This window comes from Luteimonas rhizosphaericola (genome assembly GCF_029888045.1).
Lineage (GTDB): Bacteria > Pseudomonadota > Gammaproteobacteria > Xanthomonadales > Xanthomonadaceae > Luteimonas > Luteimonas rhizosphaericola.
The window spans coordinates 473,724-491,174 of record NZ_JARXRN010000021.1; the positions used below are offsets into that span (position 1 = coordinate 473,724).

A 17,451-nucleotide genomic window follows, 5' to 3' on the forward strand; every position below is an offset into this window, starting at 1 on the left:
CGGCTCCGGCAGGGGTCAGGACTGCTGACGGAACAGCTGCTGCACGCCGTCGGACGTGCGGTTGGCCACGTTCGAGGTCAGCTGCGACTGGAACAGGAACTGGTGGCACTGCATCGTCATCTCGAGCATCTGCCCCGGCGTCATCTCCGTGGCGCTGGCGGACATGGCCCGCGACAGCGACTCGATGTTCTTGGCCGTGCCGTTGAGGCTGTCGAAGGCGTCGACCATCATCTTCGCGCTGGCGGACTCGCCTGTCGGCGCCGCGGGCGCCGCGGCGTCGGCGCTGGCCGTCTTCGACGGGGCGCCGGTGCGCTCGAGTGCCTGCGCGAATTCGCGCACGTCCACCGCGGCGGCCTGCGGCTGCAGCACCGGTGCCGCGGCGGGATTGGCGGCCGCGTCGAGTGCGGCGACCTGGATTGCATCGATCATGTGATTCGCTCCCTGCTGCCGGCGCCATGGCGGCGCCACCGGACCCGGCGCGGCGACAAGCGGCCGCGCGCGCCACGATCCACCGACCGCCGACGATTACTGCTTGCGGGCGACCGCGTTCAACGACTCGGCCACGCTGTTCTGCGAGGTCGCGGCGTTGTTGGACATGAACTGCATCTTCAGGCTGGCGGCGGTCAGCGCCACCATCTGCGAAGGCTGGTCGGAGCCGGCGCCGATCTGGTCGGACAGCTGGGTGATCTCCGAGGCCTGGGAATCGAGCGTCTGACCCCACGCGCGCGACATCGCTTCGTACCAGCTGCTGCCGCTGCCCGCGCCGCCGCCGCTGCGCACCCCGTTGGTGCCGGGACCGTTGTTGAACGTCGCCGCGCCGATGTACTGGTTGATCAGGTTGCCGTCGGTTGGAATCGTCATCGCAGTGCTCCTTGTGCGTGGAGGAACCGGACCTTGCAGGTTGATCGGGACGGACGGGTCCGGAGTGTCTCGTCTCGGAACTCTACCGGATAAACATGGCCGCGCATCGTGACCTAGGGTTTACCGCAGGCGATGTCTACGGCGTGTTGGGCTCGAGCGCGCCTGCACTCAGGCCCGGGCCGGTTTCAGGTTGCTGAACACCACGCGCGGGTCGCGCGGTCGCAGTGCCCGACGAGGCGCCCTGCGACGGCGCCTCGTCCGGCGGCGCATCGTCCGCGGGCGGCGCCGGTGCCGGCGACGGCCTGAGCTTCGCGAGCGCGCCGTCCGGACGCAGCACGTGCGCGTGCGCGCCGATCGAGATCAGCTCGCCCCAGCCGGGAATCGCGTCCCCGACCTGGTAACGCTCGCCGTCGGCGGTCTCGACGTACGGCGCGTCGCCGCGCACCACGGAGACGATGTGGGCCTGGGTCTGCGGAATCGCGCTGGCATCGGCCGTCGCATCCGCCACCGCCTCGTCCAGGTCCACCGGCTCGACCATGTTCACGCCGGTCTCGACCATCGCCCGGGAGCGGATGAATTCGCGCACCGCCTCGGCGTCGCCGCCCAGCCGGCCGGTGACGCGGACGTTGTTGTCGCCCAGGTATTCGGCCTGGACCTGGTAGCCGCCGGTCCGCATCACCTCGGCCACGTCCACCGCGAGATCCTCGCCGCTGCGCAGCTTGACGCTGGCCGGCAGCGCCTCGCTGGCGATGCGGGCGTCCAGGCGCCCGGCGGTAGCGGCATCGTCGACCGTGCCGGCCAGCACCGCGTGGCCGTCGACGTCACGGGTGATGCGCACGTCGCTGACGCGATGCTCGCGCGCCAGTTCGCGCAGCCGCTGCTCGACGTCGACCGGTGGCGGCGGGGCCGGCATCCAGGCGGCGAAGATCGCCAGGCCTGCCAGCGCCAGCACCGCGATTCCCGCGATCATCGGCAAGCGGCTGGTGAAGGCGGGGCGCCGGCGCGGCGGCGCCTCGAGCCCGTAGTCGGGCGCCAGCGCCACCCATTCGGGCGCGTCGACGGGGCCGAACGCGATCGCGGCCTCGCCGATGCCGATCCGCTGGACCTGCGAGACCTCCACCGGATCGCCCGGGTGCAGGGTGCGCCCGGGCAGCTCCAGCGGCGCATCGAGCGCGCGCAGGTGGAAGCGCCCGTCGACCACGTTCACCAGCGCGTGGTGCGCGGCGACGCCGGCGTCGGCCAGGACCACGTCGCAGTCGTCGCCGCTGCCGACCAGCACCATCTCGCGACGCGACAGCGGGCGGCTGGCGCCCGCATGCAGGCCGGCGACGATGCGCAGGACGGCGGCGCCTTCAGGCGCGTCGTGAGGGGCGGTCGTATGTGGATCGGGGGGCATGGACATCGGGTTCGGCTCCTGCGGGCGGGGGACCCCACGGGACGGGTGGTTCGGGCGGTGGCGCGGGACGGTCAGGCATTGATCTGTCCGGCCTGCACGATCCGGAGGTCAGGCGCGAGCTCCTGGTAGGAAAGCACCGGCAGGTCGAAGAAATCCACCTCCAGCAGCTTGCGCAGGTGGCGTCGCACGTCGAGCGAACACAGCAGCACCGGGCGCACGCCCGGCACCTGACGCGCCAGGTGCGCGCGGACCTCGCTGCCCAGCCGCGCGGCGAGTTCGGGCGAGATCGCCAGCTGGCTGGCGCCGCCGGCCACGCGTACCGACTGGCGCAGCTTGTCCTCGAGTTCGGGATGGATCAGCAGCACGTGCAGCTGGCGTTCGGCATCGGACCAGCGCTCGGCGATCTCGCGCTTGAGCGCCACGCGCACGTACTCGGTCAGCAGCACGACGTCCTTCTCGCGGCTGCCGACGTCGGTGATGGCTTCGAACGCGTCGCGCAGGTTGCGGATCGGGACGCCTTCCTCGGCCAGCCGTCGCAGCACGTCGGCCACGCGCTGCGGCGCCACCACGCGCAGCATCTCCTTGATCAGGTCCGGGTAGTCGCGCTGCATCTTGCCGAACAGGTTGGAGGTTTCCTGGATGCCCAGGAAACTGCCGAGCCGGCGCCGCAGCGCGGCATCGACGTGCAACACCAGCACGTCCAGCGGCGCCAGCGCGCCCTCGGCCGCGGGGCCGTCGCGCCATTGTCCCGACAGCGGCGGGAACCAGCCCGGCTGCGGCGACGCGCCGGGCGCCTGCGGTTCGAACGCGCCATCGCGCGGCAGGCGGCCGGACGCGACCCGCGCGCCGTGCGCACTGAGCCGGAACTCGCCCTCGGTCAACGCGCCGGACACGCGCACCACCGGCGTGGGCAGCGGCACGCCGAACTCGTCGCGCACCTGGCGCGTGACGCCGGCGACGCGCGCGCGCACCGGCTCCTGGCCGATCACCGTCGCCAGCGCCGGCGACAGCTCCAGCAGCAGCGGTGGCGGCGGCGCGAAGTCGTCGGTTTCCTCCGGCACCTGCGATGCGGCCATCTCCTCGTCGCTGACCTTGAACAGCTTGCGCAGGGTCTCGAACTGCAGACGGTAGCGCCAGGCGCTGAAGCCGAGCAGGCCCAGGCCCAGCACCAGGAACACCGGCCACGGGAAGCCGGGCACCAGGGTCATCAGCATCGCCAGCAGCCCGGTGATCAGCGCCACCCGCGGCTGCGCGCCGACCTGGCGGGTGATGGCGTCGCCGAGGTGGCGATCCTCGATCTCGCCCGCCGTGCGCGTGACCACCAGGCCCGCGGCCATGGTCGCCAGGATCGCGGGGATCTGCGACACCAGGCCGTCGCCGATGGTCAGGATGCTGTAGGTATGCGTGGCCTGGGCCAGCGACATGTCCTTCTGCAGCACGCCGATCGCCAGGCCGCCCAGCAGGTTCACCAGGATGATGACGATGCCGCAGATCGCATCGCCCTTGACGAACTTCATCGCGCCATCGAGCGAGCCGTGGAGCTGGCTCTCGGTCTCCAGCAGGCGGCGCTTCTTGCGCGCCTCGTCCTTGTCGATCAGGCCCGAGCGCAGGTCGGAATCGATCGACAGCTGCTTGCCGGGCATCGCGTCGAGGGTGAAGCGGGCCGCGACCTCGGCCACGCGCTCGGCGCCCTTGGCGATCACGATGAACTGCACCACGGTGATGATCAGGAACACCACCAGGCCGACCACCAGGTTGTTGCCGGCCACCAGCGTGCCGAAGGTTTCGACGATGTGACCGCCTTCGGCATGCAGCAGGATCGACTTGGTGATCGCGATCGAGATCGCCAGCCGGAACAGCGTGGTCAGCAGCAGGACGCTGGGAAAGCTGGAGAACGCGACCGGGTTGGGGATGTAGATGCCCAGCAGCAGCAGGCCGAACCCGATCGAGATGTTGATCGCCACCAGGGTGTCCAGCGCCACCATCGGCAGCGGCAGGATCATCACGCTGATGATCAGCACCGCGCCGAAGGCGAGGATCACGTCGCTGTAGCCGGCCCGGCGCCGCGGCGCGGAGCCTTCCGGTGCCGCGAGCAGTGAGGACAGCCAGCCGCGTACGTTCGTCGTCATCCTTGCCCCTGTGGTCGAGAGCGGGTTCCGGTCCCCCGCATCCGCACTGGTACCGCGTGCGATGCGGCGACGGGGCGACCATATCCCGTCGTGATGTTATATGTCCGTCAACAGGATGTTTCGTTCATCAATCACGCGCTGTCTACGCAAAGACTAGACGCGCATCACGATCGTTTAACCTTGAACCGCTGTAATAAGCCGGGCGTGCCGTTCGCGGTGCCGGAGTGCTGGCGGGCGAGGGTGTCGAGGGCCACCGGCCCCAGATCATCGTCGTCGAGCGTGGATACCAGCGTCACTGCGTTCGCGCTCACTCCGACGGCGAAGGCACGGCCGGCGCGCGACCGCAGCACCACGATGCGTTCGCGCGGGCCCACCGGCAGCACCTGCACGACGGACAGCGGCGCGTCCGGGCCGGCCAGGCCGAACCGGCGCCGCAGGAGACGGAGCAGCACCAGCAGGAAGACGATGATGAACGCAAGCGGCAACAGGATCGCGAGCAGTTCCCCCACGTACGACCCGCCTTCTCCAGCGGGCGCCACGGGCGTCGCGATCGCGGGCAGGGACAGGCTCGACAGCAGCAGCGGGGTGACCAGGCGTCGGCTCGGCGTCATCGTCGGACTTCATCGCGCGGGGACGCCGGACGGGACCGGCATCGGGGCCGCATACCCTAGCAGGCAACCGCGTTGGCCGCGTGTCGGCGCGGCGCGGCGCGCTGCGGGCGGCAGGAGACCGGCCGCGTGAGTCCGCGTGCCGCGCGCCCCGGTGCCACCGCGGGCGCGGCCGCTCCCGGACTCGGCGCGATCCTGGATGCGATCCCGTTCGCCTGCGCGGCATTCTCCCGCGCCGATGGCGCGCTGGCGGCTGCCAACCACGGCTTCCAGGACGCCTTCGCCGCCCTGCCCGGGCATCGCGACCGGCAGCAGCTGGCGAGCGCGCTGGGCGTGGCCCCGGACGCGGACGGCGCCGAAGCGCGCGCGCCGCACAGCGGCCACTGGTACGCGCTGCACTGGAGGCCGCTGGCGGCGGACGGACAGGCGTTCGACCTGCTCACCGCGGTCGACATCAGCGCCCGGCTGGAGGCGCTGGATACCCACAAGCACCGGCAGGAGAAGCTGCTGTTCACCTCGCGGCTGATGTCGGTGGGCGAAATGGCGGCCACCCTCGCGCACGAACTCAACCAGCCGCTGGCGGCGATCGTGAACTACCTCAACGGCAGCCTGCGCCTGGTGGGCCAGGCCGGCGGCCCGGCGCAGGTGGAGCGGGCACTGGTGGCCGCGCGCACCCAGGCCGAGCACGCCAGCGCCGTGATCGCGCGCGTGCGCGAATTCGTGCGCGCACGCGAGCCGCGGCGCGATGCGCAGGAGGTCGGCGTGATCGCGCACACGGTGCTGGAGCTGCTGCGGCTGGAGGCCGAGCGCCAGCAGCTGCGCATCGACCTGGCGCTATCGCCGTCGCTGCCGGCGGTCTACGCCGACCGGGTGATGGTGGAGCAGGTGCTGCTCAACCTGGTCAAGAACGCGATCGAGGCGATGCGCGAGGTGCCGGCGCCGCAGCGCGAACTGCGTATCGAGGGCCGCGTGAACCTCGACGATGAGATCGAGGTGCGGGTGCTCGACCGCGGCGGCGGGCTCGGCCCGGCCGAAAGCGAACAACTGTTCTCGCCCTTCTTCACCACCAAGTCCGATGGCCTGGGCATCGGCCTGGCCATCTGCCGCTCGATCATCGAATACCATGAGGGTCGATTGTTCTTCGAACCCAGGACCGGCGGCGGCAGCGTATTCGCGTTCACGCTGCCGCGCGCGGAAGGGAGGCTGTAGGGAATGGCATCCGCACGCATCTACCTGGTCGACGACAACGATCCCTTCCGCGAGTCCACCGCGTGGCTGCTGGAAACGGCCGGCTTTGAGCCGCGGCCGTTCGCCTCCGGCGCCGCGTTCCTGGCCGCCTACGAGGCCGACCGCCACGGTGCGCGCGACGAATGCCTGGTCTCCGACATCCGCATGCCGCAGATGAGCGGCCTGCAGCTGCAGGACGAGATGCTCCGGCGCGGGATCCGCCTGCCGCTGGTGTTCGTCACCGCGCACGGCGACGTGCCGCTCGCGGTGGAGGCGATGCGCAAGGGCGCCACCAATTTCCTCGAGAAGCCGTTCACCGACGATGCGCTGCTGCACGCGATCGAGGCGGCCTTCGCCAGCCGCCGGCTGCCGGCGCAGATGCGCAACGAGGCGCTGGAGAAGCTGAGCCCGCGCGAGCGCCAGGTGCTCGACCTGGTGGTGGCGAGCAAGCCGAACAAGATCATCGCCGACATCCTCGGCATCAGCATCAAGACCGTGGAACTGCACCGCGCGAACATGATGTCCAAACTGGGCGTGCGCTCGCTGCCCGAACTGATGAAGGTGGCACTGGGCCATGGCTGACCGTTCCGGCAAGACGTCACGCAAGGGCGCACCCCGCGTCCCCGCGCAGGCGCCCTCTTCCCAACCCGATGCGCGCCAGGTGGGCGCGGTCGGCGACCGCCTGCCGCGGCTGTCGCCGGCGCAGGCGGCTGCGCTGCGCGGCCTGTTCGCCTCGCCGCAGACCTGGACCCTGCAGGGCAACGGGGTGCTCCAGTTCATGCCCGGGCGCCCTGCCTCGCCGGCGCAGGCGTTCGAACTCGATGCGGAGGGCACCCGCATCGGCCTCGGTCTGCAGGCGCCCGACACCGACGCCGCCGTGCACTGGACCGACTACAGCGGCCGTTCGCGCGTGCTCGCCTGGAGCCTGGCGCACGAGGCGTCGCTGGTGCGGCTGAGCGACGCCTTCGGCGTCGTGCTCACGCCGCAGGTGGACGTGGACGCCGCGGCTCCGGCGGAGGCCGACGCGCTCTGGCTGGACTTCATCGTCGACGAGGATCCCGGCGACGACGGTGCCTCGCGCATGCCGTCGCTGCAGGGCGCGTTGCGCGCGCCGCCGGCGTGGACCGACCGCCTGCTCGAACGCGCCGATCCACCCTACGACGATCCCGTGCCGCTGCCGGCGCGCTGGCGCGAACTGGGCACCACCGTCTCGGTGCTGTGGCGGATCCCGCCGCTGCCCTGGGCCGACTGGTCGCGGCTGCGTCCGGGCGACGTGCTGGTCGCTGGCCGCCAGAGCCGTCCACCGCGCGCGCAGGCCTGCGCCGCCGGCCTTGCCTGGCCGATCGCTCCCGAATCCGGCGGCTGGCGCATCGACGGCCCGCCCGCTCCCCTACCCAGTGCTGTGCAGGAGGCTTCCCCCATGAGCGACACCCCCCAGGACGACGGCAACCCGGCGGCGGCACCGGACGGCGACGCGCTCGCGCGGCGGCTGCCGGTCGACATCGCGTTCGAACTCGGCCGCAGCGAGCTGCGCATCGGCGAGCTCTCGGCGCTGCAGCCCGGCTATGTCTTCCCGCTGGCTGCGCCGGTGGAGGGCATGAACGTGACCATCCGCGCCAACGGCCAGGCCGTGGGCCAGGGCGAACTGGTCGCGGTCGGCGACACGCTCGGCGTGCGCCTGCTGTCGTGGACCTGAGCACCCGCCCCCGCCCCTCCCGCCGCGCCCCGGAGCCTGCATGGACCTGAGCAGCTATTCCCCCGCCCTGGTACTGGTCGTCATCGTCGCGCTGGCGCTGGCGCCCTTCGTCGCGGTGATGGTGACCTCGTTCACCAAGATCGTGGTGGTGCTGAGCCTGCTGCGCAATGCGCTGGGGCTGCAGCAGGTGCCGCCGAACGTGGTCATCAACGGCCTGGCGATCGTGCTGTCGATCTACGTGATGTATCCGGTGATCCTGCAGACCTACGAAGCGGTGACCGCCCACCAGCAGGGGCGGCCGGTACCGGCCGAGGTGCAGGCGCAGGTGGACCGGCGCGAACGCGAGCAGGCCGCGCGCGCCCGGGCGCAGGCCGAACGCGCCGCGCAGCGGGCGCAGGCGCCGGGTGCGGACGGTGGTGCATCCGCCGCGGCGCCGGCCGGCCCGCTCGCGCAGGGTGCGGAGCCGCCGCCGGCGAGCCCGGCCGCGGCCGACGCCCTGCGTGCCGAATCCGAAGCGGAAACCGCGCGCGCGGCGTCCGAGCCCGGCCCGCTGTTCCGCAACGTCACCACCGGCGAAACTGCGGAGGGCGGCGACGGCGCGCAGGCCGAGATCGTGGTGCCGGCGCCGGCGCAGTCGAGCCCGCCGGTGGCTGCCGGCACCGACGGCGCGCGCCTGCTGGCCATGTTCGAGGCCGGCAAGGAGCCGCTGCGCACGTTCCTGATCGAGCACTCGAACGACGCCGAGCGCGGCTTCTTCCTGCGCAGCGCGCGCAGCCTGCTGCCCGAATCGCGCCGCAACGACCTCAGCGTGGACGACTTCATCGTCGTGGTCCCGGCGTTCACCGTGAGCGAGCTGACCGCCGCGTTCCAGATCGGCTTCCTGATCTTCCTGCCGTTCCTGATCATCGACCTGGTGGTGGCCAACATCCTGCTCGCGCTGGGGATGATGATGATGTCGCCCACCACCGTCTCGCTGCCGTTCAAGCTGCTGCTGTTCGTGCTGATCGACGGCTGGGCCAAGCTGGTGCACGGACTCGTGCTCACCTACACGCCCGGGGGCTGACATGGGCGAGACCCTCGAACTCACCCGCCAGGCGCTGTGGCTGGTACTGATGCTGTCGGGGCCGCCGATCGCGGCGGCGGCGATCGTCGGCCTGGTGGTCGCGTTCCTGCAGGCCGCCACCCAGATCCAGGAGCAGACCTTCGCCTACGCGCTGAAGTTCGTCGCCATCGTGCTGGCGCTGTTCGTCACCGGAGCGATGATCGGCGGCACGCTGTACACCTATTCGAACCGGATCTTCATCGAGTTCCCGTCGCTGATCCGGCGCTGATGGAAATCTTCTCGTCCGCGGAAACCGCGCTGCTGGCGCTGGGGCTGACCCTGCCGCGGATCGTCGGCGCGTTCATCATGCTGCCGCTGATCAGCCCGCAGAACATGCCGGCGATGGTGCGCAACAGCTTCCTGGTGAGCCTGGCGATCGTAGCCCTGCCGATCGTGGTGACCACCGCGCCGCCGGGCACGATGAGCACGCTCTCGTGGCCGGCGCTGGTGGTCAAGGAGCTGTTCATCGGGATCGCGATCGGCTTCTGCTTCGGCATCGTGTTCTGGGCGATCGCCGCGGCGGGCAACGTGATCGACACCCAGGTGGGCATGTCGATGGCGGTAGTGTTCGATCCGATCCAGGGCCACCAGACCTCGCTGCACAGCGAGTTCCTGTCGCATTTCGCGGCCTGGGTGTTCATGGCCAGCGGCGCGTTCCTGATCTTCCTCGACCTGTTGCTGGGCAGCTACGCGATCTGGCCGCCGACCTCGTTCTTCCCCAACCTGCCGGCCTCGGGCATGAACCTGTTCGTGGGCCACTTCAGCTACTTCATGACCACGATGCTGGTGCTGGCCGCGCCGGTGATGGTGATCCTGCTGATCGTCGACCTGTCCTTCGGCCTGGTGAACCGCTACGCGCCGCAGCTCAACGTGTTCGCGCTGACGCTGCCGCTCAAGGCCTGGGCGGCGACCGGGATCATCCTGCTGCTGCTGGGCGTGTACGTCGAGGTGCTGGTGCGGCGGCTGGGCGACAGCCAGGGGCTGGTGGAGATGCTGCGGCGGACGTTCGGGAGTTAGCGGCCCGACCGGCCCACACCGTCGCCATTGGCGCGCCACGTCGCCAGCGCGCGATGTCCTTCCCCTCCGCGTGCAGGCGCACCCCGACGCACCGGCGCCGCGGTCCGCGCCACTACGCCTGAGCCGGCCGCTCGACGGACTCGGGATGCCGGTAGCCGTCCGCGCGCGCCAGGATCTCCGGCGGCGTGGTTTCCTCGGGCGTGGCGAACACGCCCGTGCGCCGCAGCCATTCGCCCGGGGAACGCGCCGACGTCAGCGCCACCACCGGGATCGAGAGCACCAGGCCCGCGATCACCGGCGACATCCACGCGGCCAGTCCGGGCGAGACCAGGTACGCCACGATACCCGCGCCGATCCCGAACAACGTCAGGCCACCGTAGCGCGCCACCAGCGCCGACAGCGGCAGGCTGCCGTCGTCGCGGCGTTGCGCGTCCCAGCCCGAGTCCTTGCCGGCCAGCACTTCGGCCACGCCGCGCGACTGCAGGTACATGGTCACCGGCGCCATCAGCGCGGCGAGCACGGTTTCCAGCAGCGCGCCGGCCAGCAGCCGCAGCGTGCCGCCGCAGGCGCGCCGGGTGGCGCGGTCGAGCAGCGTGGCCAGCAGGCCGAGCAGCTTGGGCGCGAACAGCAGCCCCATGGTCAGCGCGAACACCCACAGGAAACGCTCGGGGTCGGCCTCGCGCCAGTAGCTCAGCGGCGAGTAGCGGCCGCCGCCGTCGGGCTCGGCATTCGCGGCTTCCAGCGGGATCGCCAGGCCCACCAGCATCAGCATCGCCCACATCGGCGCGGTGAAGTAGTGGCCGATGCCGACCAGCAGGTGGGTGCGGCTGATCCAGTGCAGCCCGCGCGCGGGCAGCACCATCGCATGCTGCAGGTTGCCCTGGCACCAGCGACGGTCGCGTACCAGCATGTCGGTCAGCGACGGCGGGCCTTCCTCGTAGCTGCCGTCCAGCCCGGGCTCCATGTGCAGCGCCCAGCCGCCGCGCCGCATCAGCGCGGCCTCGACGAAGTCGTGGCTCAGCACGGTGCCGCCGAACGGCTCGCGCCCGCCCAGTTCCGGCAGCCCCGCGCATTCGGCGAACGCGCGGGTGCGGATCATGGCGTTGTGGCCCCAGTAGTTGCTCTCCGCGCCGTGCCACCACGCCACGCCGTGCGCGACCACCGGGCCGTACACGCGCCCGGAGAACTGCTGCATGCGCGCAAAGATGGTGCTGCCGTTGACCACCACCGGCAGGGTCTGCACCAGGGCGAGGTCCGGGTGCCGCTCCATCGCGCCGGAGAGGCGGACGATCGTGGCGCCGCTCATCAGGCTGTCGGCGTCGAGGATCAGCATGTGCGCGTACGCACCGCCGAAGCGGCGCACCCAGCCGGCGATGTTGCCGGCCTTGCGCTCGCGGTTGTCGTCGCGGCGGCGGTAGTACACGCCGATGCGGCCTGCCAGCTGCGCGCGCAGGGTGCCGAAGGCCTGCACCTCGGCCGCGGCGATGTCGGCCTTGCGCGTGTCGCTGAGGATGAAGCAGTCGAAGCGGTCGCCCTGCCCGGTGGCGACCACCGACTCGAGGATCGCCCGCACGCCGGCGAAGGTGCGCTGCGGGTCCTCGTTGTAGACCGGCACCAGCAACGCGGTGCGCGTGGACAGCTCCGGCAGCGGACCGCCCGTGTCCAGGCCCAGGCGCAGCGGCCGCCGCGCGACCACGCGCGCGAATCCCGCCAGCGCGCCCATGAACGACATCGCGATCCAGGCGAACAGCAGCACGAACAGCACCAGCAGCACGCCCTCCAGCACGCGCACGTCGCCGCTGCGCATCAGCCACCACATCTGGTAGGCCGCGACCAGGGTCAGCGCGGCCGTGCCGCCGAACACGAACAGCCGGCGCCATCCGATGCCCGGCGGCGTGGTCGGCAGGCGCCGGTTCGCGAGCCGGCCGGCGTGCAGCGCCTGCACCGGCATGTCCAGCGGTGCGTCGGGCGGCAGCCAGGGGGCATCGGTGGAAGGATCGAGCGGTGCCACAGCCCCCGCGCGCGGTTCGCTCACGCCGGCCACCGCCACAGCCAGGTCTCCGACAGCGGCGCGCCGGCCGCATCGAGCAGCCGCGCCCGGAGTTCGACCACGTCCGCCTCGCCCGGGAACAGTTCGAAACTCATGCGCCAGCGGCCGTTCGCCGCCAGGCGATAGGCGACCGGGTTGCGCAGTTCGCCCGCCGAGGCGCTGGCCTCGACCCGCACCTGCGCATCGGCCGGCAACGCCGACAGCGCCTCGCCCTCCAGGTCGACCACGAACTGGCGCGGACGCACGCCGTCGCCGTCGCCTTCGCCGCTGCGGGTCGCGGCCACGCGGGCCAGACCCGGCAGCCAGGCGTGGTCGCGGCACCAGTGCAGGCGGTAGCCGAAGCGGTGCTCGCGCCCGGCGGCCAGCGGTTCGCGCGGTCGCCAGAACGCGACGATGTTGTCGGCGAACTCGTTGCCGGTCGGCAGCTCCACCAGGTGCACCTCGCCGGCGCCCCAGTCGCCCACCGGCTCGACCCAGGCGCTGGGCCGCTTCTCGTACGAGGCTTCCGCGTCCTGGAAATCGGCGAACTCGCGCTTGCGCTGCATCAGCCCGAAACCGCGTGGATGTTCGTCCTGGAACCCGCTGTGGTCGACCTGCGCCGGATTGCGCAGCGGGCGCCAGACCTGTTCGCCGCGGCCGTTGAGCATCGCCAGGCCGTCGGAGTCGTGCACCGCGGGACGGAAGTCGTCGACGCCGACGCGGTCGCCGGGATCGAACTCGAACATGCTCGTCAGCGGGGCGATGCCGGCGTTGCGCAGCGCCACGCGCGGATACAGGCGCGCGTCGACGTCCATCACGGTTTCCTCTCCCGCGGGCCGCAGCACGAAGCGGTAGGCACCGGCGACGCTCGGCGCATCGAGCAGCGCGTGCACGACGGCGTGGTCCGCGCCCGGCGCCGGGCGCTCGAGCCAGAACGCGCGGAACAGCGGGAACTCCTCCGGCCCCGGCTCGCCGCTGCCCAGCGCCAGCCCGCGCGCCGAGAGGCCGTAGACCAGCCCGCGCGCCACCGCGCGGAAATAGCTCGCGCCCAGGAACACGCACAGTTCGTCGAAGTAGTCGGGGCTGTTGACCGGCGCGTGCAGGCGGAAGCCGGCGTGTCCCAGCTGCGGATCGTCCGGCGGGGGGACCTGCGGGCCGAAATCGAAGCGCTCGCGACGGTACGGCAGCGGTGCCGCGCGCCCGTCCTCGACCACATGCAGGTCGACCCGGTCCTTGAAGATGAAGCCGCGGTGGAACAGCTGCACCTGGAACGGCGCGCCGCCGTCGCGCCATAGCGCATGCTCGCCGCGGAAGCGGTAGTCGCGGAACTGGTCGTAGTCGATCGCGTCCAGCGCCGCCGGCAGCGTGCGCGAGGGCGGCACGTAGGCGCGCGTGGCGAGATCGCGCGCCAGCGCGGGCACGGTGTCGTCGTCGAACGGCGTGGACGCATCGCCCGTGGCCGCGCGCACGGCCGCGAGGCCGGGCAGCGCGAGCATCAACGGCATCGACGCGCCGGCCGCAATCAGGTGTCGGCGTCGCAAGGCAACCTCGCAGTGACGGCGGGTGGGGAAAAAGCGGCGCCCATTAGACGGACGGCCGCTTAACCGCGCGTCAAGGCGGCGTCAGGATACCGCGCCAGCCATGCCGGAGTGGCGCAGCAGCGCATCGATCCGCGGCGCGCGTCCGCGGAAGGCGCGGAAGTTCTCGGCCGCCGGCCGGCTGCCGCCGCGCGCCAGCACCTCGTGGCGGAAGCGCGCACCGGTCTGCGCCACCTGGTCCGGCGCTTCCTCGAACGCGGCGTACGCGTCGGCGCTCAGCACCTCGGCCCACTTGTAGCTGTAGTAGCCGGCCGCATAGCCGCCGGCGAAGACGTGGGTGAACTGGTGCTGGAACCGGTTCCACGGCGGCTGCACGTTGACCGCCACCTCGTCGCGCACGCGGTCGAGCAGCGACTGCACCGGTTCGCGATTGCTCCCCGCGTCCTGGTGCAGGGCCATGTCGAACAGCGCGAACTCCAGCTGGCGCACGGTGAACATGCCGCTCTGGAAGTTCTTCGCCGCCACCATCGCGTCGAACAGCGCGCGCGGCAGTGGCGCGCCGGTGTCCACGTGCGCGGTCATGGCCTCGACCCGCGCCCATTCCCAGCAGAAGTTCTCCATGAACTGGCTCGGCAGCTCCACCGCGTCCCATTCGACGCCGTCGATGCCGGACACCCCCGGCTCGCCCACGCGGGTGAGCAGCTGGTGCAGCCCGTGACCCATTTCGTGGAACAGCGTGGTCACCTCGGCATGGGTGAACGTGGCCGGGTTCCCGTCCACGCCACGGCCGAAGTTGCACACCAGGTGCACCACCGGCGTCTGCACCCGGTCGCCGCGGTCGCGGCGGTTGCGGCAGTCGTCCATCCAGGCGCCGCCGCGCTTGCCTTCGCGCGCGTACAGGTCGAGGTAGAACTGGCCCACCAGCGCGCCGTCGCGGTCGACGATGCGGTAGAAGCGCACGTCCTCGTGCCAGACCGGCGCCTGGTCGGGCTCCACCCGCACCCCGTACAGGTCGTGGATCAGGCCGAACAGTCCCTCCAGCACCCTGGGCTCGGTGAAATACCGCTTCACTTCCTGTGCCGAGTAGCTGTAGCGCGACTGGCGCAGCTTCTCGCTGGCGTAGCCCACGTCCCAGGCCTCGAGCGCGTCGAGCCCGAGCGACTGCTGCGCGAACGCTTCCAGCTCGGCGCGGTCCTGGCGCGCGTGGGGCTTCGCGCGCGCCGCCAGGTCGCGCAGGAAGCCGAGCACGTCTTCGGGCGTGTCGGCCATCTTCGTGGCCAGCGAATAGTGCGCGTAGCTCGGAAAGCCGAGCAGCGCCGCGAGTTCGGCGCGCAGGGCCAGGATGCGGTCGATCAGCGCGCTGTTGTCGAGCGCGGGATCGTCGCCGAGTTCGGAGGCGCGCACGGCGTTGGCGCGATAGAGGGTCGCGCGCAGCTCGCGGTCGTCGGCATAGGCCTGCACCGGCAGGTAGACCGGCATCTGCAGGCCGAGCTTCCAGCCCGCGCGCCCCTCGCGCTGCGCGGCGGCACGGCAGGCGGCGACCACGTCCGCCGGCAATCCGGCCAGGCGCGATTCGTCCTCGATGTACAGGGCGAAGGCATCGGTGGCATCGAGCACGTTCTGCGAATACTTCGCCGACAGGGCCGAAAGCTCCTCGCGGATCGCCGCATGGCGGGCCTTGTCCGCCTCCGGCAGTTCGGCGCCGCCCAGGCGGAAATCGCGCAGGGCGTTCTCCACCACCTTGCGACGGGCATCGCCATGACCCGCGAACGCCGGCCCATCCGCCAGCCGCTGGTACTGCGCGAACAGCACCTCGTTCTGGCCCAGCGCGCTCCAGAAGCGCGTCACCGCCGGCAGCGTCTCGTTGTAGGCCGTGCGCAGCGCCGGCGTGCTCGCGACCGCCTCCAGGTGGGCCACCTGGGCCCATGCGCGCCCGAGCCGGCTGGTGGCCTCGTCCAGCGGCAGGACGAAACGCTCCCAGTCCACCGGCGCCACGGTCTCGGCCGCGCGCACCGCCGCCGACGCGTCGTCCAGCAGCTGCGCGATCGCGGGGGCGACATGTTCGGGCCGGATCGCGTCGAAGCGGGGCAGGCCGGAGAAGTCCAGCAGCGGGTTGTCGGTCATCGGCGCGGCATCGAGGGGGCGGAGCCACTGACGTGGGTGCCGGGCCCGCCCGGATCAAGACCGGGCCGGCGATGTCACCGACCCATGGCCCGCCGCGCCGCCCTCCCCGGCGGCGCGGCGGACACACCCCCACTCACTCGGTGGCGGCCTGCGGCACGAACCGCAGGTCGTGGTAGTCGTAGCTGAAATCCGCCAGCGGCGAGACCGCCTTCATCGTGATCCGCGCCACCCTGCCGTCGGCGTCGAGCGCGAAGGTGACGAAGGCCGGCTCGATCGAGGCGTCGTCCCAGTCCGCGCGGAAGGTGTCGTACTGCCAGTGGCGCAGCGTGCCGGTCATGCCCGGCGTGCGGGTGAAATCGATCCGCAGGTCGCGGCCGCGGGTGGCGATCGTCATCGGGCCGTACCAGGGGTCGGCATAGGTACCGGCGTAGCCGGCCGGCGGCAGCGACGGTCGCGAGGTCGTGTTGCGCCGCGCGTCGCCTGCCGCCTCCAGCGCGGCCAGCCCGCCCTGCAGACGCGCCTGGTTCCACTGCCCGAACGCCGCCACCCAGTCCTTGTGCTCGAAGCCGAGGTAGTGATCCAGCAGTTCCTGGCCCAGGCCGCGGATCACGTCGACGTCCTCGGCGTTGATCTGCAGCGCGATGCCGAGGTTGCGCTCGGGCACCAGCACCACGAAGGCGAGCACGCCGAACACCGCGCCGCCGTGCTGCACGGTGCGCACGCCGCGATAGTCCTGCACGTTCCAGCCCAGCGCGTAGCTGGAGAACTGCGGCGTGAGCGCGTCGATCGGCGCCGGGTACTGCCGGACCGGCACCGGCACCTGCGGCGTCCACATCTCGCGCGCGGTCGCCTCGCTCCACAGCCGGCCGTCGCCGTCGGGCCGCGCGCCGAGCGCGAGCTGCACCTGCAGCCAGCGGGCGAAGTCGTTCGCGCTCCAGGACAGCCCGCCCGCCGGCGCGCCGACCTGGCCCAGCCCCTCGCGCTCGGGCAGCAGCTGCTGCTCGCCCAGCCCGCGCAGCTGCGGATGCAGGCGCGCGTGCGGTTGCGCGCGGTTGGCGGTGGCGAAGCGGCGGTCCTCGCGGCTCACGGCGGTGGCCATGCCCAGCGGCGCGAAGATGCGCTGCTCGACGAACGACTCCCACGACTGCCCGCTCACTGCTTCCACCAGCTCGCCGGCGACGATGTAGAGGATGTTGTCGTAGGCGTAGCCGCTGCGGAAGCTGGTCGCCGGTTCGATGTGGCGCAGCGCGCGCACGATGTCGGCGCGGCTGCGCGAGGTGCGCGGGATGAACAGCAGGTCGCCCGCGCCCAGCCCCAGCCCGCTGCGATGCACCAGCAGGTCGCGCACGGTCATCTCGCGCGTGACCCAGGCGTCGGACATGCGGAATTCGGGCAGGTGGTCGATCACCCGGTCGTCCCAGCCGAGCTTGCGGTCGTCGACCAGGATCGCCAGCGCGGCGGCGGTGACCGCCTTGCCGGTCGAGCCGGTGGGAAAGATCGTGTCGGCGTCGACCGGCTCGCTGCCGCCGAGCCGGCGCACGCCGTAGCCTTTCGCGTGCACGATGCGGCCGTCCTCGACGATCGCGATCGCCATTCCGGGCACGTCGCGGCTGCGCATCGCGGCTTCGACGCGCGCATCGAAGCCCTCGGGCGGCGCGGCGGCGGCGGGCGCCGCGAGGATCGCCAGCGCCAGCAGGCAGGTCAGGGCCAATGGAATGCGCATC

At 71.8% G+C, this 17,451-nt stretch carries 15 protein-coding genes; 6 read left to right on the top strand and 9 right to left on the bottom strand.

Annotation, left to right across the window (positions count from 1 at the left end; translation table 11 throughout):
- Nucleotides 1-15 precede the first annotated feature (15 nt).
- The 5 genes from QFW80_RS08525 to QFW80_RS08545 form a co-directional block, all read right to left on the bottom strand.
- Nucleotides 16-429, bottom strand: coding sequence for a hypothetical protein (locus QFW80_RS08525; RefSeq protein WP_280601262.1), 414 nt, complete (start codon nucleotides 427-429; stop codon nucleotides 16-18).
- Between the two features lie 96 nt (nucleotides 430-525).
- Nucleotides 526-861: a hypothetical protein gene (locus tag QFW80_RS08530; protein ID WP_280601263.1), complete on the bottom strand. Its 336-nt coding sequence runs from the start codon at nucleotides 859-861 to the stop codon at nucleotides 526-528.
- 136 nt (nucleotides 862-997) lie between these two features.
- On the bottom strand, nucleotides 998-2,263 hold the full coding sequence (locus tag QFW80_RS08535) for an FHA domain-containing protein (RefSeq protein ID WP_280601264.1): 1,266 nt from the start codon (nucleotides 2,261-2,263) through the stop codon (nucleotides 998-1,000).
- Between the two features lie 65 nt (nucleotides 2,264-2,328).
- The gene (locus QFW80_RS08540; protein WP_280601265.1) at nucleotides 2,329-4,386 is read right to left on the bottom strand and encodes an FHIPEP family type III secretion protein; all 2,058 of its coding nucleotides are present in this window, start codon (nucleotides 4,384-4,386) and stop codon (nucleotides 2,329-2,331) included.
- A gap of 164 nt (nucleotides 4,387-4,550) precedes the next feature.
- The gene (locus QFW80_RS08545) at nucleotides 4,551-4,997 is read right to left on the bottom strand and encodes a flagellar biosynthetic protein FliO (RefSeq protein ID WP_280601266.1); all 447 of its coding nucleotides are present in this window, start codon (nucleotides 4,995-4,997) and stop codon (nucleotides 4,551-4,553) included.
- A gap of 126 nt (nucleotides 4,998-5,123) precedes the next feature.
- Here QFW80_RS08545 and QFW80_RS08550 point away from each other — a divergent pair, with 126 nt between their 5' ends.
- From QFW80_RS08550 to sctT, 6 genes are read left to right on the top strand one after another with little or no spacing between them, the layout of a single operon-like run.
- Entirely contained in the window at nucleotides 5,124-6,203 is a 1,080-nt protein-coding gene (locus QFW80_RS08550) for a sensor histidine kinase (protein WP_280601267.1), read from the top strand.
- A 3-nt stretch (nucleotides 6,204-6,206) separates the two neighbouring features.
- Complete coding sequence (locus tag QFW80_RS08555) at nucleotides 6,207-6,803, top strand: response regulator transcription factor (RefSeq protein WP_280601268.1); 597 nt, start codon at nucleotides 6,207-6,209, stop codon at nucleotides 6,801-6,803.
- A complete protein-coding gene (gene sctQ, locus QFW80_RS08560) occupies nucleotides 6,796-7,917 on the top strand; it encodes a type III secretion system cytoplasmic ring protein SctQ (protein ID WP_280601269.1) in 1,122 nt (373 codons plus the stop codon). Before QFW80_RS08555 ends, sctQ begins: the two co-directional genes overlap by 8 nt.
- A 40-nt stretch (nucleotides 7,918-7,957) precedes the next feature.
- Nucleotides 7,958-8,980 carry an EscR/YscR/HrcR family type III secretion system export apparatus protein gene (locus tag QFW80_RS08565; RefSeq protein WP_280601271.1) on the top strand — a complete coding sequence of 341 codons (1,023 nt, stop codon included), beginning with the start codon at nucleotides 7,958-7,960 and terminating at the stop codon, nucleotides 8,978-8,980.
- A gap of 1 nt (nucleotide 8,981) precedes the next feature.
- A complete protein-coding gene (gene sctS, locus QFW80_RS08570) occupies nucleotides 8,982-9,248 on the top strand; it encodes a type III secretion system export apparatus subunit SctS (RefSeq protein ID WP_280578834.1) in 267 nt (88 codons plus the stop codon).
- Nucleotides 9,248-10,036 (top strand): type III secretion system export apparatus subunit SctT, encoded by a 789-nt coding sequence (gene sctT / locus QFW80_RS08575; RefSeq protein ID WP_280601272.1) that lies wholly within the window; start codon nucleotides 9,248-9,250, stop codon nucleotides 10,034-10,036. Before sctS ends, sctT begins: the two co-directional genes overlap by 1 nt.
- A 112-nt stretch (nucleotides 10,037-10,148) precedes the next feature.
- On the opposite strand, the gene mdoH is transcribed toward sctT, so the two are convergent.
- The 4 genes from mdoH to QFW80_RS08595 all read right to left on the bottom strand — a co-directional run bounded on the left by mdoH (nucleotide 10,149) and on the right by QFW80_RS08595 (nucleotide 17,450).
- Complete coding sequence (mdoH, locus tag QFW80_RS08580) at nucleotides 10,149-12,071, bottom strand: glucans biosynthesis glucosyltransferase MdoH (protein WP_280601273.1); 1,923 nt, start codon at nucleotides 12,069-12,071, stop codon at nucleotides 10,149-10,151.
- Nucleotides 12,068-13,570 (bottom strand): OpgD/OpgG family glucan biosynthesis protein, encoded by a 1,503-nt coding sequence (locus QFW80_RS08585; RefSeq protein ID WP_280601275.1) that lies wholly within the window; start codon nucleotides 13,568-13,570, stop codon nucleotides 12,068-12,070. The genes mdoH and QFW80_RS08585 overlap by 4 nt, the downstream gene beginning before the upstream one ends.
- A gap of 117 nt (nucleotides 13,571-13,687) precedes the next feature.
- On the bottom strand, nucleotides 13,688-15,727 hold the full coding sequence (locus QFW80_RS08590; RefSeq protein ID WP_280601277.1) for a M3 family metallopeptidase: 2,040 nt from the start codon (nucleotides 15,725-15,727) through the stop codon (nucleotides 13,688-13,690).
- Nucleotides 15,728-15,860: 133 nt separating this feature from the next.
- Nucleotides 15,861-17,450 (bottom strand): serine hydrolase, encoded by a 1,590-nt coding sequence (locus tag QFW80_RS08595; RefSeq protein ID WP_280601279.1) that lies wholly within the window; start codon nucleotides 17,448-17,450, stop codon nucleotides 15,861-15,863.
- Between the last annotated feature and the right edge of the window lies 1 nt (nucleotide 17,451).

Excerpts from the sequence above, each read along its gene's own strand:
- QFW80_RS08525 (WP_280601262.1), bottom strand. The coding sequence starts at position 429 with ATGATCGATGCAATCCAGGTCGCCGCACTCGACGCGGCCGCCAATCCC.
- QFW80_RS08530 (WP_280601263.1), bottom strand. The coding sequence starts at position 861 with ATGACGATTCCAACCGACGGCAACCTGATCAACCAGTACATCGGCGCG.
- QFW80_RS08535 (WP_280601264.1), bottom strand. The coding sequence starts at position 2,263 with ATGTCCATGCCCCCCGATCCACATACGACCGCCCCTCACGACGCGCCT.
- QFW80_RS08540 (WP_280601265.1), bottom strand. The coding sequence starts at position 4,386 with ATGACGACGAACGTACGCGGCTGGCTGTCCTCACTGCTCGCGGCACCG.
- QFW80_RS08545 (WP_280601266.1), bottom strand. The coding sequence starts at position 4,997 with ATGACGCCGAGCCGACGCCTGGTCACCCCGCTGCTGCTGTCGAGCCTG.
- QFW80_RS08555 (WP_280601268.1), top strand. The coding sequence starts at position 6,207 with ATGGCATCCGCACGCATCTACCTGGTCGACGACAACGATCCCTTCCGC.
- sctQ (WP_280601269.1), top strand. The coding sequence starts at position 6,796 with ATGGCTGACCGTTCCGGCAAGACGTCACGCAAGGGCGCACCCCGCGTC.
- QFW80_RS08565 (WP_280601271.1), top strand. The coding sequence starts at position 7,958 with ATGGACCTGAGCAGCTATTCCCCCGCCCTGGTACTGGTCGTCATCGTC.
- sctS (WP_280578834.1), top strand. The coding sequence starts at position 8,982 with ATGGGCGAGACCCTCGAACTCACCCGCCAGGCGCTGTGGCTGGTACTG.
- sctT (WP_280601272.1), top strand. The coding sequence starts at position 9,248 with ATGGAAATCTTCTCGTCCGCGGAAACCGCGCTGCTGGCGCTGGGGCTG.
- QFW80_RS08585 (WP_280601275.1), bottom strand. The coding sequence starts at position 13,570 with ATGCCGTTGATGCTCGCGCTGCCCGGCCTCGCGGCCGTGCGCGCGGCC.
- QFW80_RS08590 (WP_280601277.1), bottom strand. The coding sequence starts at position 15,727 with ATGACCGACAACCCGCTGCTGGACTTCTCCGGCCTGCCCCGCTTCGAC.
- QFW80_RS08595 (WP_280601279.1), bottom strand. The coding sequence starts at position 17,450 with ATGCGCATTCCATTGGCCCTGACCTGCCTGCTGGCGCTGGCGATCCTC.